This window comes from Halocatena salina (assembly GCF_023115355.1).
In the GTDB taxonomy this organism is placed as follows: domain Archaea; phylum Halobacteriota; class Halobacteria; order Halobacteriales; family Haloarculaceae; genus Halocatena; species Halocatena salina.
On the sequence record NZ_CP096019.1, the window covers coordinates 2,279,180 to 2,293,534 of the forward strand.

Annotated in this window: 15 protein-coding genes and 1 tRNA gene; 4 read left to right on the plus strand and 12 right to left on the minus strand. The window is 57.4% G+C overall.

From position 1 onward, the window contains the following. The first annotated feature begins 92 nt into the window (after positions 1-92). Positions 93-851, plus strand: a complete 759-nt coding sequence (locus MW046_RS11670) for a DUF4013 domain-containing protein (RefSeq protein ID WP_247993279.1) — start codon at positions 93-95, stop codon at positions 849-851. Between the two features lie 65 nt (positions 852-916). Next, entirely contained in the window at positions 917-1,990 is a 1,074-nt protein-coding gene (locus MW046_RS11675) for an mRNA surveillance protein pelota (protein ID WP_247993280.1), read from the plus strand. Between the two features lie 4 nt (positions 1,991-1,994). Here the strand turns inward: MW046_RS11675 and MW046_RS11680 are convergent, their stop codons facing one another. The 7 genes from MW046_RS11680 to MW046_RS11710 form a co-directional block, all read right to left on the minus strand. Then, positions 1,995-2,777, minus strand: a complete 783-nt coding sequence (locus MW046_RS11680; RefSeq protein WP_247993281.1) for an MBL fold metallo-hydrolase — start codon at positions 2,775-2,777, stop codon at positions 1,995-1,997. 60 nt (positions 2,778-2,837) lie between these two features. Further along, the gene (locus MW046_RS11685) at positions 2,838-2,987 is read right to left on the minus strand and encodes a hypothetical protein (RefSeq protein WP_247993282.1); all 150 of its coding nucleotides are present in this window, start codon (positions 2,985-2,987) and stop codon (positions 2,838-2,840) included. Further along, positions 2,980-4,455, minus strand: a complete 1,476-nt coding sequence (locus MW046_RS11690; protein WP_247993283.1) for a sodium:solute symporter family transporter — start codon at positions 4,453-4,455, stop codon at positions 2,980-2,982. Before MW046_RS11690 ends, MW046_RS11685 begins: the two co-directional genes overlap by 8 nt. A gap of 294 nt (positions 4,456-4,749) precedes the next feature. After that, positions 4,750-5,160 (minus strand): hypothetical protein, encoded by a 411-nt coding sequence (locus MW046_RS11695; protein WP_247993284.1) that lies wholly within the window; start codon positions 5,158-5,160, stop codon positions 4,750-4,752. A 51-nt stretch (positions 5,161-5,211) separates the two neighbouring features. Continuing rightward, entirely contained in the window at positions 5,212-5,925 is a 714-nt protein-coding gene (locus MW046_RS11700) for a phosphoadenosine phosphosulfate reductase family protein (RefSeq protein WP_247993285.1), read from the minus strand. 27 nt (positions 5,926-5,952) lie between these two features. Beyond that, complete coding sequence (locus MW046_RS11705) at positions 5,953-7,467, minus strand: flavodoxin family protein (protein ID WP_247993286.1); 1,515 nt, start codon at positions 7,465-7,467, stop codon at positions 5,953-5,955. Positions 7,468-7,619: 152 nt separating this feature from the next. Continuing rightward, on the minus strand, positions 7,620-8,594 hold the full coding sequence (locus MW046_RS11710; RefSeq protein ID WP_247993287.1) for a glycosyltransferase: 975 nt from the start codon (positions 8,592-8,594) through the stop codon (positions 7,620-7,622). A 194-nt stretch (positions 8,595-8,788) separates the two neighbouring features. On the opposite strand from MW046_RS11710, the gene ilvD reads away from it, so the two are divergent. Beyond that, a complete protein-coding gene (ilvD, locus tag MW046_RS11715) occupies positions 8,789-10,513 on the plus strand; it encodes a dihydroxy-acid dehydratase (RefSeq protein WP_247993288.1) in 1,725 nt (574 codons plus the stop codon). 29 nt (positions 10,514-10,542) lie between these two features. Here the strand turns inward: ilvD and MW046_RS11720 are convergent, their stop codons facing one another. The 3 genes from MW046_RS11720 to MW046_RS11730 form a co-directional block, all read right to left on the minus strand. Continuing rightward, complete coding sequence (locus MW046_RS11720) at positions 10,543-11,889, minus strand: AI-2E family transporter (RefSeq protein ID WP_247993289.1); 1,347 nt, start codon at positions 11,887-11,889, stop codon at positions 10,543-10,545. Beyond that, on the minus strand, positions 11,858-12,046 hold the full coding sequence (locus MW046_RS11725; RefSeq protein ID WP_247993290.1) for a hypothetical protein: 189 nt from the start codon (positions 12,044-12,046) through the stop codon (positions 11,858-11,860). The genes MW046_RS11720 and MW046_RS11725 overlap by 32 nt, the downstream gene beginning before the upstream one ends. 604 nt (positions 12,047-12,650) lie before the next feature. Beyond that, positions 12,651-12,932 (minus strand): hypothetical protein, encoded by a 282-nt coding sequence (locus MW046_RS11730; RefSeq protein WP_247993291.1) that lies wholly within the window; start codon positions 12,930-12,932, stop codon positions 12,651-12,653. 163 nt (positions 12,933-13,095) lie between these two features. On the opposite strand from MW046_RS11730, the gene MW046_RS11735 reads away from it, so the two are divergent. After that, a complete protein-coding gene (locus tag MW046_RS11735) occupies positions 13,096-13,320 on the plus strand; it encodes a hypothetical protein (protein WP_247993292.1) in 225 nt (74 codons plus the stop codon). Positions 13,321-13,583: 263 nt separating this feature from the next. Here MW046_RS11735 and MW046_RS11740 read toward each other — a convergent pair whose 3' ends face one another. Together MW046_RS11740 and MW046_RS11745 are read right to left on the minus strand one after the other, a co-directional pair. Next, positions 13,584-13,742 (minus strand): hypothetical protein, encoded by a 159-nt coding sequence (locus MW046_RS11740; protein ID WP_247993293.1) that lies wholly within the window; start codon positions 13,740-13,742, stop codon positions 13,584-13,586. Positions 13,743-14,197: 455 nt separating this feature from the next. Beyond that, a tRNA-Pro gene (locus MW046_RS11745) sits at positions 14,198-14,268 on the minus strand. Positions 14,269-14,355: the final 87 nt, after the last annotated feature.

Sequence of the window (14,355 nt, forward strand, 5' to 3'; positions counted from 1 at the left end):
ATACTAATGGAGGTACGGTCAGATACAACTGAGCGACTGCGGACGATCGTACAAACATTAAGCCTCGTGGTGTTTTTCTACTGACTACTACGATGCTGGGTGATGCGCTCGGGTTTCCGACGGCTCGGTCAGGGTGGCAAAAGACGGTCGGTGTCGGTGGAATCTTGCTCGCAGTGGTGCAGTTTGGAGTCAGGGGTGTGGTTCGATTCAGCTCGTGGGGACGGTCTCTCGCTTTCGATTCTGTCTCGATCGCTGTCGTTCTCACCACGGTCGTAGTGGTACTTTCGGGAGTCGTTCTCGTAGGCTATCACGTTCGGGTGTTTCGATCGGCGATCACCGTCGATCCTGTGCTTCCGTCATTTCGGCCGGTAAGAGGACTGCTCTGTACTGGGCTGGAGCTTTGTCTCGTCGTGTTCGTCTACTGGGCCGGATTTGGGACCGTGCTCGTCGGACTGGGCTGGGCCGTGATCGGTGGCGGGTCGCATTCGACTATCGGCGACCCGACTGGAGCCACTGGGGCACTTTCTCCGGCCGAACGGATCACCGGACTCACGATCGCACTGATCGCCGTCGTACTCGCGTATGCCTCGATAGTGGCGACAGCGCGGTTCGCCCACGTCGGTCACGCTCGGTCGGCTATCGCGGTGCGTTCGGTCCTGAGCGTAATGTTCACGTCCGAGTTCTTCGTCGGATTCGTGCTCTGGTCTGGGATCCTACTGGTGCTCGGCGGGGTGGGTGTCGTCCTCGTGTCGATCGCCGCGGGGCTGTTCGTCGTGTTTTATGCCACCGTAGCCGCGACGTACGCGCTCGGACGTGGATACCAGGCAGCGATCGATCCAGTCACGAAGTAAGCGAGGATGGAGACACGCTCGCATTGGAACAGTAAGCACTTCCCGATTACTCCGGTAGATCAGGTATGCGAATCACCCACCGGGAGCACGTGGAGGGCGAGCGCGAGCGCGAGCGGATCACGGTCGTGCCCGAGAGCACTGACGACCTGTGGCATCTTTCGAACGTGCTCGAACCCGGTGACGCCGTCGGAGGGGACACACACCGGCGCGTCAGACGCGACGACGACCAGCTCCGGGACACGGGCGGCGAGCGCGAGCACATGTACGCCACCGTCGAAGTCGAATCGGTCGAGTTCGCGCGCTTTGCTAACCGGTTACGTGTCTCCGGTGTGATCGTCGACTGTTCTCGGGAGGACCAACTCGACTTTCACCACACGCTGAACGTCGAGGAAAACGAGGAAATCGAGATCACGAAACGCTGGAAACCGGACCAACTCGATCGGCTCACAGAAGCCGTCGAAGCGAGCGAGAACCCCGATGTGGCTATCGCGACTGTTGAGGAGGGGGCTGCCCACGTCCACACCGTCGCACAGTACGGTGCCGAGGAACGCACGTCGCTCACTGGTCCGACGGGGAAAGGCGAATACGCCCGTTCCCGAATGGAACTGTTCGCGGAGTTGACGGCGGTGCTCTCCCGAATGGACGTCGACGCGATCATCCTCGCCGGACCGGGGTTTACGAAACAGGATGCCTACGCGTACATCGAGGAGAACGCGCGCGATCTTACAGAGCTGATCACGCTGGTCGACACCAGCGCCGTCGGTGACCGCGGCGTCCACGAGGTGTTGAAACGGGGTGCTGTTGAGGACGTGCAAGCCGAAACCCGAATCGCCCGCGAGGCCGAACTGATCGATCGATTGATGGAAGAGATCGCACAGGGAGCCAAAGCGACCTACGGAATCGACGGCGTCGCGGAGGCCGCCGAATACGGCGCCATCGAGACGTTGCTCGTCGTCGACGACCGACTGCGCGAGGAACGCGGCGGGGACGGCGACTGGAACCGGAACGTCAATGATCTCCTCGAAACGGTCGATCAGAAAGGCGGCGACATCGTGGTGTTCTCCGGAGAGTACGATCCCGGCGAACAGCTCCACAATCTCGGTGGGATCGCAGCCATCCTCCGGTACCGGTTGGAGTGAACGCTCACAGTTCGATACACAGCCCATCCCGTGCGACCTTGACGTCCCCCTCGTAGTGGCTCTGGATGGCTTCGAGCATCTCCTCGTGGTGACCGTCGGTGTGGGGATACAGATGGGTGAGCAACACCTGTCCGATGGTTCGACCAGCGAGGCTATCTCCGAGTTGGGTTGGTGTCGGATGATTCGACACGTCGATCTCGTCGGGAAACGAACAGTCGTGTGCCAACACGTCCGAGCCGTCAGCAAACGCGCCCAGGGCATCGAACGCCTCCGAATCCCCGCTAAACGTGAATGTCGAATCACCCTCCTCGAATCGGTAGGCAAGACAGTCCATCGAGTGGCGCGTCTCGATCGCTTCCACGTCGAACCCGCTACACGCGAACGATCCCGGTTCGACCTCTCGAACGGTGATCTCCACTTTGTCGTACAGGTACTCGTGTACGGACAGAAGCTCATCGAGTAACTCGCTCGTTCCGGGCGGTCCGATGACCGCTAACGGGTCAGTGCCCGCGAGCCACCGTGCTTTGAGTAATACAAGCAGATCTGACACGTGATCGAGGTGGTGGTGGGTGAGCAACACGGTCGAAATTCCCTCGTATCCGACATCGGTTCGAGCGAGGGCGTGAACCACGCCGCTTCCACAGTCGACCAGCAGCGGCCCGGATCGTCCGTCGTCGGAACCGGAATCCGTTGTCCGACAGTTCCGGTCGTGTTCGAGCAACAGACCGGTTTGGAACCGCTTCCCGTTGGGCAACGCGCTTCCAGTGCCCAGAAACGTAACGCGCATGAATGGCGTTCCACCGGGAGACGAATCAACGTACCGCTGGCAGATCGAATGCTTGCCCGATCACCAGAGCTGTCCGTTTTTCCACTCGATGTACGTCGCCCGAAGCATGATCACGAACGTCACCGCCACCACCAACAGCGAAACGGCCGCCCACACCGTGAGGAACGTACCACCGCCCGTTATCGCTAGTACGATTCCGACGTCAATCATCGGCTCCCTCCCTGACACTCGATCGTATCCGGGCCAGTCTGTCGAAATCGTACGTTTCGGGGAACAGCAGCGATCCCACGACGATAATGCCCGAGGAGACACAGAAGCAGATCGTCGTCGTCATGTACTCGGTGTTGATGGGAAGCGTCGGCGATTGCCACATCCCGATGAACGGGCCCAACGTTCCGTAGACCCCGAAGATCGAGGCCAACAACGTACCGACGAACACCGCGTCTGACGACGTTTTGTCCCAGAACGCTCCCAACACGAACGCCGGAACGTAGGCAGCGTTGATCGGCGACAGCACCACGATGATGTCTATCAGCGCCGGCTGTGTCCATCCGATGGCAATGACGAACACGCCGAACACTGCGGTTGCAACTTGTCCTGCTCGTATCATCCGTTCGTTGCTCGCTGTGGGATTGAAATGCTTGTAGTACAGTTCGTGAGCCGACAACACCGCCATGCCGTTGACCCGGGTGTCGAGGCTGCTCGAAAATGCGAGATAAACGAGAACGGCGAACGCCACCGCGACGGCGGGCGAAAACAGCCTCGTAATGATCAACGGTGCTACCTGATTGATATTTTCGATGGCTATCCCTTGGGCCCTAGCGACGAAGCCGAAGATACCTGTCAACAACGGGATGGCTGCCCACGAGATGCCGGCGATGACGTACGCCTTCGTCACCTGCGCTTCGTCGAACGCGAACAGACGTTGCCAAAACGAATTGAGCATGAGAATCAATCCAAAGAGGAAAAAGACCGCCGAAATCGTCCATAACAGCCCCTCAGGGGCCGTCAGTGACACGGTGTCCGGGTCCGATGTCGCCATCCCGCTGGCAATCTGGCTCGGAGAGACGGTGAGCAGAACCAACGGAACGAACACCAAAAGAAGGATGATGATTCCGAGGGTCTGTAGATAGTCAGTCGACAGCGACGACCGAAGCCCACCAGCAAGAATGTAAATCACCACTGGCACCGTCGCAATGAGCATCCCGACGTGGTATGGAATGTCGAACACCACCTCTAACAGCGTTCCCGCTGCGATCGGTAGCTGTGCGCTGTTCATGAAGACCAATGTGAAGAAAAACACCAAGAAGAGGTAGTAGTTTTTCTTATCGTACCGTTCCAGGAAAAAGTCCGTCACTGTCGTTCCGTCCGGCATCATCCGCCGAAGCCGCTTTGCCATCGGGGCAAAGAGTATGAGTCCCAATCCTCCCATCGCGTAGCCAATCGCCCCGAGATAGCCGAGTTCGTACGCGATCTGCGGGGCGGCGATGATCGTGCTGGCTGTCACCCACGACGCGAGGAGCGTGCCGATTCCGAGACCCAATCCCACAGACCGCCCGGCGACGGAATAGTCGTCGAAATCAGCGATTCGTCCACCTCGTGCCGAATAGAGACCGACTGAAAGTAGTATGACTGAAAATATAGACACTATTATATAGCCAGTGATTGTCTCAGCCATGGTACCTTATCGATCCGTTCGAATGCTGATAAAGACTGTCCTTAATTGGGAGATATCTTACAGTCACAGAGATATTAGGTTGGAAATCATATAATATATCTGTTAGTTGTTCAGTGGTGGTTGATAGAGCCTATAAGAGGTGGAAAGTTCAAGATAGCATACTATCCGTGCTATGAGAGTAACGATTGTGAAAACTATGTAATATGGTATACTTTATGAGGGTTACTGTGGTAGAAGCGTCGTGGTTCATGCCGGATCGTTGGTTCGGCACGGTAAACGCACGAGTAAAATAACCTAGCGCACGTCGATCGCGGTTATCTCGTAGCTTCGTCGTAGGTCCCCGTAATCGTCGTATTCATTTCCATCACCGCCGTTTCTGGTCACGAGATCGTACACTCCGAGGCGTGGCCGATTCCATGATCCGTGGGGTTGTTCTGCACTAATGAGTCCTTCCGGACTCGGAAGACCGAGACGCTCGACAGTTCGGTCGGTGGTCCGAACGGGGTATCGGAGACTACCGCCTGCGACACCGTCACGGACCGAATCCGGGAGATAGAGTGATCGAACGATGGAGACTGGAATCTCTGTATCCTCATCGAGGCAGAGGATGACCTCGTCCCCGTGATCCCGTTGGAGGAGGCAGTTGGTTATGGCATCAGGAGTCTGTGAGTTGTTTATCATGTCGGTTGTTGTATCATCGGACATCGGTAGCGGTCGGTGGCTGTTCTCGTTCGGTAGCACAGTCATTCCGTATCGTTACCCACTAGCTTCGGTGTCGCTATCGCCGACTCGGCGGAGGCTGTCGTAAGCGAACAATGCGTCGCCGTCGAGTGTGCACTGCTTGCACCCGAGACAGTCAAAGCCCTCGTCGTAGAGATCGTTGTAGGGGATGTCGTTTCGGTCGTGGTAGTTCCAGACGTCCTCGTCCGTCCAGTGGACGATGGGGTTGACACGGACGATGTCGTCTTTTCGGTCGAAGAATTCGAGTTCGTCGCGCCAGTCGTAGCTGTCTCCATCCCCTCGGCTTTCGGCGATCCGATAGCCCGTGATCCAACTGTCGTGGCCCTTGATCACGCGTTCCATCGTCTTCGATTTGAGCGTCGTACAGCACAGCTCCGGTTTGCGCCGATTCACGAGGGGACCGTGCTCTGCGACGAGGTCCTCGTAGCTCGATTCGGGCTCGTAACTCTCGAACTCCAAGTCGTATTCGGCTTCGAGTTCGTCTTTGACGGCCCACGTTTCCTCGAAATGGTTGCCGTGATTCATGAAGGCCGCTGTCGTGTCCCCGCCGAGGTCGAGACCGGCGCGCTCGGCGAGATCGAGGACTGCGTTCGAGTCCTTCCCGAAACTGCACGCGAACACCGGCGTCTCGAATCCGTCTTTGATTTTCTCACACACCGCTAGAGACTGTTCTATCTTCGTGTCGAGGTCGGTACCGTCGATGTCGGTGTCGATGTCGATGTCGATCATCGTGGTGTACTGGTGTCTCAGCTCGTTTTACGTTCGTGTCGAAACGGTCTGATCGAGGATCTTGTTCCGATAGCCCGTCGCCTTATAGGACAGCTCGTCCGTACCGGTTATCTGCGATGCGGCTCGGAGTCGTCGCGCTTTTTCGACGAAACTGGCGAACTGTTCGGTCGCCCCCTCGTTGTAGTAGGCTGTGAGTTCGCTCGCCGTCTCGGCGTCGAACGGTGCGTCTTCATCGGCTCGGAACGACGTATTGACGATCGGCGGATGGACGATCGTGTTGTGGCGCATCCACGACGTCATGATCTTCATCGGGTAGGTGCTCGATTTCTGGGGCGGTCGGACGACGTAGGCGGCCAAAGGCAGGTTGTGAAGCCGCCAGTCGTCACGACGGATATACCGTGTTCGTTCGAGCAGCGTCTGATAAGTGTCGTCGATCCCCGACGCGTCGGCGTCGTATGCCGCAATCACCAGCGCGTCGTTACGCATTAGTTCTCCGTGGAGGCGTTGAAGATCATCCTCTGTCCACCGAGCTTCGTCGAGATCGTCATCGATGATACATTTGTAATCTTTCCCTTCGTCAGAGACCGCTTCGACTTTCGCCGGTGTCGGACATACATCACATCCGATACACGCTTGGACGTACGCTTCCGTGAAATCGATCACGTTGAACGCCACGTTTCCCACGGGATCGATCCGAGAAATCGTCTGTTCCACGCTCGACCGCACGATGTCGTCGCGGTCTCGCGTGAGTATCACGCCGATCCGAAACGGATCGGGGGTCGACTCCGCAACCCGGGATGCTTCGGCCGTGTGTGCGATGTTTCGAAGTTGGGCCACACTGCTTACTCGGAGACCGGTTCCCATGCTCGTCTCTAGCCCGAAGTCGTCCGTGGTGACGTCACCGATATCACCACCCCAGCCGGTACCGCCGTACTGGCACGTTTTGGGTCCATTGCCCACGATGTACGCCCCATGATCGAGACTCTCGAACAAGGCGTACACGTTCGTCGTCTCCTGTCCTCCGTTGCGTTTCGAACCACACGAAACGGTCCCGACCACTTTCCCGGAGAGGAGATCACGGTCGGCAGCGAAGTTCAGAAACGTATGCATCAACGATGACCGGTCACCGAAGTAGACGGGGCTGCCGAGAACGATCCCGTCGGCCCGCTCAAGCGCGTCAGCAAGCGGTGCCATCCGGTCGCGGTCGAGATGCACGTCCGCATACGACTCATCGAGACCGGCGTAGCTGGTGAGTTTGTGGAACTCGATGTCAGCTATCTCTTTGGCTCCATACAGAGCCGTGAGAACCAGCGCATCGCTGTTCGTGACGACACGGTCGTTCTGATCGGTCAATGCCTGAACGTGTGGTTTTATTTCCCCGAGGAAATCGTCGTGGTAGATATCTCGGTGTTCGAGCTGCTCGATCCCGTCGATGAGATCCTCCGTCGATACGTTGCGGTCGACACCGTCGACAGCGTCGTCGATTCCCGCTCGGTTGCGAATACTTCCGGCGATCCCGACCACATGAATGTCACCCGTCATGTCTTTTCTCTTTACTATAGATGAAACAGCCAATCAGTTAAATGATGTGGAAAATACAGGTTTTTTTACTGCGAGTTTGTAAGGAACCCACGCAAAATGTTCTCACCGGCGTATGAGTAATGCCAGACACCGACTCTGATTCACTACATCTGTTACGTGGAGCGGGTCGATTCAAGGGTATACTCCGGTTCGATTTCGGCCATTACTCGGTCTGCGATGATCTCTGTTCCGTTTTCGAACTCCGGGAGTGGTGGGGGATTGACGACGCACTCTGTGACTTCGCGGCTCGTTTCGGCGACCGCAAATCCGTCCGTTCCTTTCAGGAGCCGAGTGACACCGCGTTGCTCGTCGGTAAACGGACGGACCACACAGGGAGTACCCGCGACGGCGGCTTCCATCACCGTCGAGTATCCCGAGCAGACGACGGTTGTGGCCGAAGCGATATACGGAAACAGAGACGCCACAGGTTCCCACGCCGAGCCACCGACGCGTGTAACGTTCCGGCCCCTCGTTCGGAGCTGCGACGCGAGTGCGGTAACGCCGCTTGAGTAAACGCTCGGTACGATCAACACGTCGATCTCCGGCGTATCGCTGTCGCCTTCCAATGCGATCGGCGGAACGCGGGTGACTCCATTTGGATCGGCGCGACATGGTTCCCAAACGGCGGGATAAAAAAATGACCGTGCGACCAGTCGGTGATATCGCGTGAGAACAGTCGTCGCTGTGCGTTCGAGCAGTTGCGTGTACAGCTCCGGCGTGTTGTGAGTAAGATAGTACACTGGCGTTCGAGTAAGCGTTGCGGCCATCGTGGCGAACATGTCGTCGGTCACGACCGCCACCGGTGATTCACGACGAAGCCACCCCGCTAAGTCGTACACCCGACGAACCGCGTTCGGAACGCTGTTAGTGATGACACCACCCCTGTCGAACTGGCGGGTGTCGATGAAATCTACTGGGGTCGGCACGTACGGCTCGTATCCGTTCATCCGAACGAATCGCGTTCCTGGACCTCCACTAGCAACTGTAACGGTTGCCCCTCGTTCTTCTAAGGCCCAAGCAACAGCAAGCATCCGCGTCGCGTGACCGGCACCCTCCGGATAGTGTGCGACGGCAATTCGTGGTGTCATCGATTGAGTTGTGTTACAGCAGGTTCAAGTAGACTTGGATATCGCCCGCAGTGATCGCCGTTCAAAAAGTTGTTTATATTATATTTATATTATTAAACAGCAGTGGATTGTCAGTGTCGCGCCATCGGGACGGTGATGGCAGCAACATCTGACTGACACACGGGAGTTAAGCCGGTGCCGAGGAAGATATCGATATGGATCACAAACACCACCGGTACGGGAAATCGACGGAGCTCCCGAGCCACGAGGTAACGGAGGGTCCCGACCGTGCTCCTCACCGGGCGATGTTTCGAGCGATGGGATACGACGACGAGGATTTCTCCGAACCGATGGTCGGAATCGCCAACCCAGCGGCCGATATCACGCCGTGTAACGTCCATCTCGACGACGTCGCAGAGGCTGCGGTCGAAGGAGTCGAGCAGGCAGAGGGGATGCCGATCGAGTTCGGTACCATCACGATTTCCGACGCCATCTCGATGGGGACCGAAGGAATGAAAGCCTCCCTCGTCTCGCGGGAAGTGATCGCTGACTCGGTCGAACTCGTCGCGTTTGGTGAGCGGATGGACGCACTCGTCACTGTCGCCGGCTGTGATAAGAACCTTCCGGGAATGATGATGGCAGCCATCCGTACCGATCTCCCCAGCGTGTTCTTGTACGGTGGATCGATCCTTCCGGGAGAACACGACGGTCGGGAGGTAACCGTCCAGAACGTGTTCGAGGGAGTCGGTGCGGTGGCGTCAGACGATATGTCCGAGACGGAACTCGCTGAACTCGAACACGATGCGTGTCCGGGCGCAGGTTCCTGTGGCGGGATGTTCACCGCGAACACGATGGCGTCGATCAGCGAGGCGCTCGGTCTTGCTCCGTTAGGAAGCGCGAGTGCCCCTGCTGAATCCGAGGGGCGATACGATATCGCACGACGGGCGGGCGAGATCGCCCTCGATGCCGTTCGCAACGACCGAACGCCCTCTTCGATCCTCTCGAAGGAATCGTTCGAGAACGCGATCGCGGTGCAGGTAGCGATGGGCGGTTCGACGAACGCCGTGCTTCATCTCCTTGCGCTGGCCGCTGAGGCGGGAATCGATCTGTCGATCGAGGAGTTCGACGCAATTTCCCGCCGAACGCCCAAAATCGTCAACCTCCAGCCCGGTGGCACGCGGGTGATGAAAGATCTCCACGACATCGGTGGCGTTCCGATCGTCGTTCGGCAGTTGTTGTCGGCCGGACTGCTCCACGGGGATGCGATGACTGTTACCGGTCGCACTGTCGCCGAGGAGATCGAACAGCTCGATCTGCCGGCCGAGGAGTCGATCGACGCGGACTTTCTCCGTCCCGTTTCCGATCCGTTCACCGAGGAGGGCGCTATCAAGATCTTGAAAGGGAACCTCGCGCCCGACGGCGCGGTGTTAAAGGCTACCGGCGACGACGCGTTCCACCATCAGGGTCCCGCTCGGGTCTTCGAAACCGAAGAGGACGCGATGGCGTACGTCCAAGAGGGCGGTATCGAGAGCGGGGATACGATCGTCATCCGGAACGAAGGTCCTCGCGGCGGACCGGGAATGCGCGAAATGCTCGGCGTAACGGCGGCTGTCGTCGGTCAGGGTCACGAGGATGACGTTGCGCTGCTCACGGACGGGCGTTTTTCCGGTGCGACCCGCGGACCGATGATCGGTCACGTCGCTCCGGAAGCGTTCGTCGGCGGACCCATTGCCGCCATCGAGGACGGCGACACCATCACGATCGACATCCCTGATCGCACGATCGCGGTCGACTGTTCGGACGCGGAACTCGATCGTCGTCTCGATGTGATCGACACCCCTGAACCGGCGTACACCTCTGGTGTGCTTGCGAAGTACGGGATGGCGTTCGATTCGGCTGCCAACGGGGCGGTCACTAACCCCAAAGCGAAGCGGGAGTGATCGGTGCTCGATCGGGACCTCCGCCTTCGCTACTCGTCTCCATCGAGTGCTGGATCGGATCCCAGATCTCGTGCGGCCGTGGGTCGTGGTGTTACCGGCCCACCACGGAACAGATCCGTGACGACGAGCCGAATGGCTTGTAAGGAGAACACGAGAATGATCGGTCCGAGAAACAGCCCATACCAGCCAAAGAACAGCCCTCCGAACACGTACGCGAAGATCATCAGCCCCACGTGGATCTTTCGGCCGGCGATGTACGGCTGGATGAACGTTTGGGGCAAGAAGTCGAGAAACAGAAACGCGACTGCAACGAACAACGCGGGGTACACCAGCAGGGTCTCGTTCGTTTGTCCTGCGAGGATCAACAGGTAGGCGGTGATCGGCACGTAGATGAGTTTGCCGACGACGATCGGAATGATGCTCGCAATCCCCGTCAACAGCGCCAACAGCGTGGGGACCGGGATCGTCACCGCAGACGGTGCAACGGCGTTGTACAGGTTGTACCACACGATGGAGCCGAGCGTGATCATCACGATGGCGATCACGTTGGCGAAGTACACCGATTCGAGATCCGTATCGACCGCGCTCGCGTACGCGTACGCCGCGCTGTCAGTGCCGACTTCCTCTCGAAACCACGCCTCGATGCGGGCACCGTCCCGAAGCAAGTAGTAGACGATGGCGAGGATCATCGCCAGATGGATGAGCGCGTTCGAGATAGCTAGCACGACCTCAATGCTGGTCGATAAGATCCCCTGAAGAGGTCTGGACTGACGGAGCTGATCAGTCAGCGAGAGCACTGTCTGGGGATCTTCGAGCAGCCGAGAAACGTCGACGTACGGGGTGATCGCTTGCCTGACCTGATCTGTGAGAACCATGTTGAGACCTTCGAGTCCGATGAGGAACGTGTAGGTGAGAAAGGCGAGTATCGGAATGAACACGAGAAACAGGGTGGTGATGGCTGCGAGTCGCCGGGCGTTCGTGAAGCGTCTGATGCGCCGGTTGATCGGCCGCATCGCGTAGTAGAAGAATATCCCGAACACGATCGTTCCGATGAAGGCGTGTGCGATGACGATCAGTATCAAGGTGAGGACGATCACCAGCGCCCACCACGGGCGCAGGCTCGGATCGCCGTTGAGAAAGCCGTTCACGGGAATCGCCTCCGTGGGTGAGCTGCTGGTGCCGTTGTTGATCGTTCCATATCGGGTTGTCGTCTGGGACCCACTTGAGTGTCTGTCCTTGCTGATTAGCTCTCGCTGTCGATCCGTTCGTGTGGTTCGTCGCTGTTGCTGGGCACACTGTTTCAGGGACTGTTCGCGGCTCGGTGAGCATCGCGGAGGCAGATGCTCACTCGTTGCCGATCGGCTCGTCGGCTCCACCGACGGCGTTGATCCGGCTGTTCAGGTCGATGGGCTCCAACCGCAACAGCACGTCGATGGTTCCCAACGGGTTGACGGCTCGCGCTGGCCTGTTCGGTCTTGTTGAACTCCCGGTACGGTGGGTATGACAGCAGTGCGTCTCGTCCGACTCGTGCATGCTGTCTCTTCCTGCCGTGTTTTCGGTGTCTGATATCTGTATGTATGAATTCGTTTATCGGGTGTGATCGGCAGATTTCAGTGCCTTGGTCAGTGCTGGCACAGTTGAAAGCAACACTCGAGATGTCGTGTATGGCCTGTTGGATGGTTTCAATGCCTTCGTCGCTGCTGGCACAGTTGAAAGTGATCAACACGTCATAACACCATACGTTTCGTGCAGTTTCAATGCCTTCGTCGCCGCTGGCACAGTTGAAAGCTACGGACTGGCGGCGGCTCGAAGCAAGTCCTCGTTTCAATGCCTATCGTCGCCGCTGGCACAGTTGAAAGCGAAGACTTTCAGAGTGTGTTTCTCCACGAGTACGGTTTCAATGCCTTCGTCGCCGCTGGCACAGTTGAAAGATTACAACTGGTCTCTACGAATTACGAACAGATCGTTTCAATGCCTTCGTCGCCGCTGGCACAGTTGAAAGAGGGGGTGAAAATCCATGGAGAACCCAAATAAAGCTTTCTCCATCGGTCTCAGCGCCACCCGTCTTCGTGGACCCCCCCCTGTACACGGACGTTATAAAGGTCCACGAAGGACCAGCAACACTGTCCGGATCCGGTCAGACGAGATCGAACTCGACGCCGTCGGTGACCGCTGTGACTACGGCGTCACACAGCTGGCAGTCCGGAGCACTCACGGTTTCCTCGCTCTCCGTTTCGACGCCGATGCGGAGCGAGGCCTCACAGCCACACGCCGGGCATTCGTCGGTTTTGGCCCAGCAGTAGCGCAGGATCGTCTCTTCGATGTCGTCGACGGCCGTCGACCGTCTGTCCGAGGCGCGTTGGGACTCGCTCTTGAGCACGTCGGTACCTTCAAGGTCGTTTGGATCAGAATCGAACATGGTCTTCTGGTCGCTATGGAGACCATCGTCGGGTGGTTAGGGCACCCGGCACCCACACAATCCGTGTGGGATTGTAACGCGGTCGGCCTCCGATCACATCGTTGCCCCGTTATGATATAAAACTCTAGGCCATCGTGTCGGTCGTGTCGATGGATTGGTTCGTATGCTCCGTGTGGGAGCGACGGCTATCGGTGATGATGGATACGTGAGCGATCAAGTTCACCGGTCGGGTGGTAGTCGTGATCGCGTGTTGATGGGACAGACGTTTGTCGTGGTGCTGGTTTGCCCATGGGAGCCGGTCGGTGTTGCGTGGTTGATTCCCGTGAGGCTACGCATCACCTGCCGACGAAGTGGCTTCGATGCCTCGTTCCGCTCTGGCACAGTGTAAAGATGCGTGTCATAAACGATATGGCGCTATACCGAGCGGTTTCAATGCCTTAATCGCTGCTGGTACAGTTGAAACATAGCGCGGGTTTGAATCCCGCTTGCGTCTTCGTCTATTCAAAGACGTTTTGGCAGTTACCACATATCCAGACCCCTTGGATTTCGTTGTTTCGTCGCTACCGCATTCCGGACACTTTTTACTCATATCCGATTGATACTTGCTTTGGGTCCATTAAAGGGGTGCGGTGAGTGGATTGTTTGCTGCAATCACTGAAGATCGTCATCGTTTTCGATCGGAACGAGTGTCGTCATGACATCCTCTAATTCCACGAAGATGAACATCTCGTTAGCGCCGCCTTCGACGATCTCGAATTCGTATTCGCCGCGGTGTTGGATTGGCGTCGGATCTTGAATAGTCCGGTCCAATGTCCCACATTGTTCTTCACTGATAGGAGCGAGAACAGTTGCCCGTTGATCCGACTGAAATAGAGAAACAACCGTTCGCTTTTCGTTTCTAATATTTCGACGGTCGTCATGAGTGCAACACTAATAATTGATGTATCAAAAATATTTCCTTGTGGCACGAGGGCCTATCACAGTCTGAGATGATTTCAATGCCTAGTCCGCCGCTGGTACAGTTGAAAGGAGACCAGTGATCTCCCCCTACTCGAAGAGGGAGAGTTTCAATGCCTTCGTCGCTGCTGGCTCAGTTGAAAGAGAGGATGAAAATCCGTGGAGCGATCCAATAAAGCTTTTTCCATCGGTCTCATTGACCATCCTCTTCGTGGACCCTCGCTGTACACGAACGTTATAACGGTCCACGAAGAGACCAGCAATCCGCATATCCACCGCTCACCACCGATCGGAACACCACTAGAAACTGGGACCGCTGAGATTCGAACTCAGGTCCAACGCACCCCATGCGCAGAGGATACCACTACCCCACGGTCCCGCGCCGTACATGGATAAATGACCCATCGGGGATTAAGCCCTTCGCTTTGCTCCCGTTGTGGGCCAGTTCCGTCACTCCATTCATACC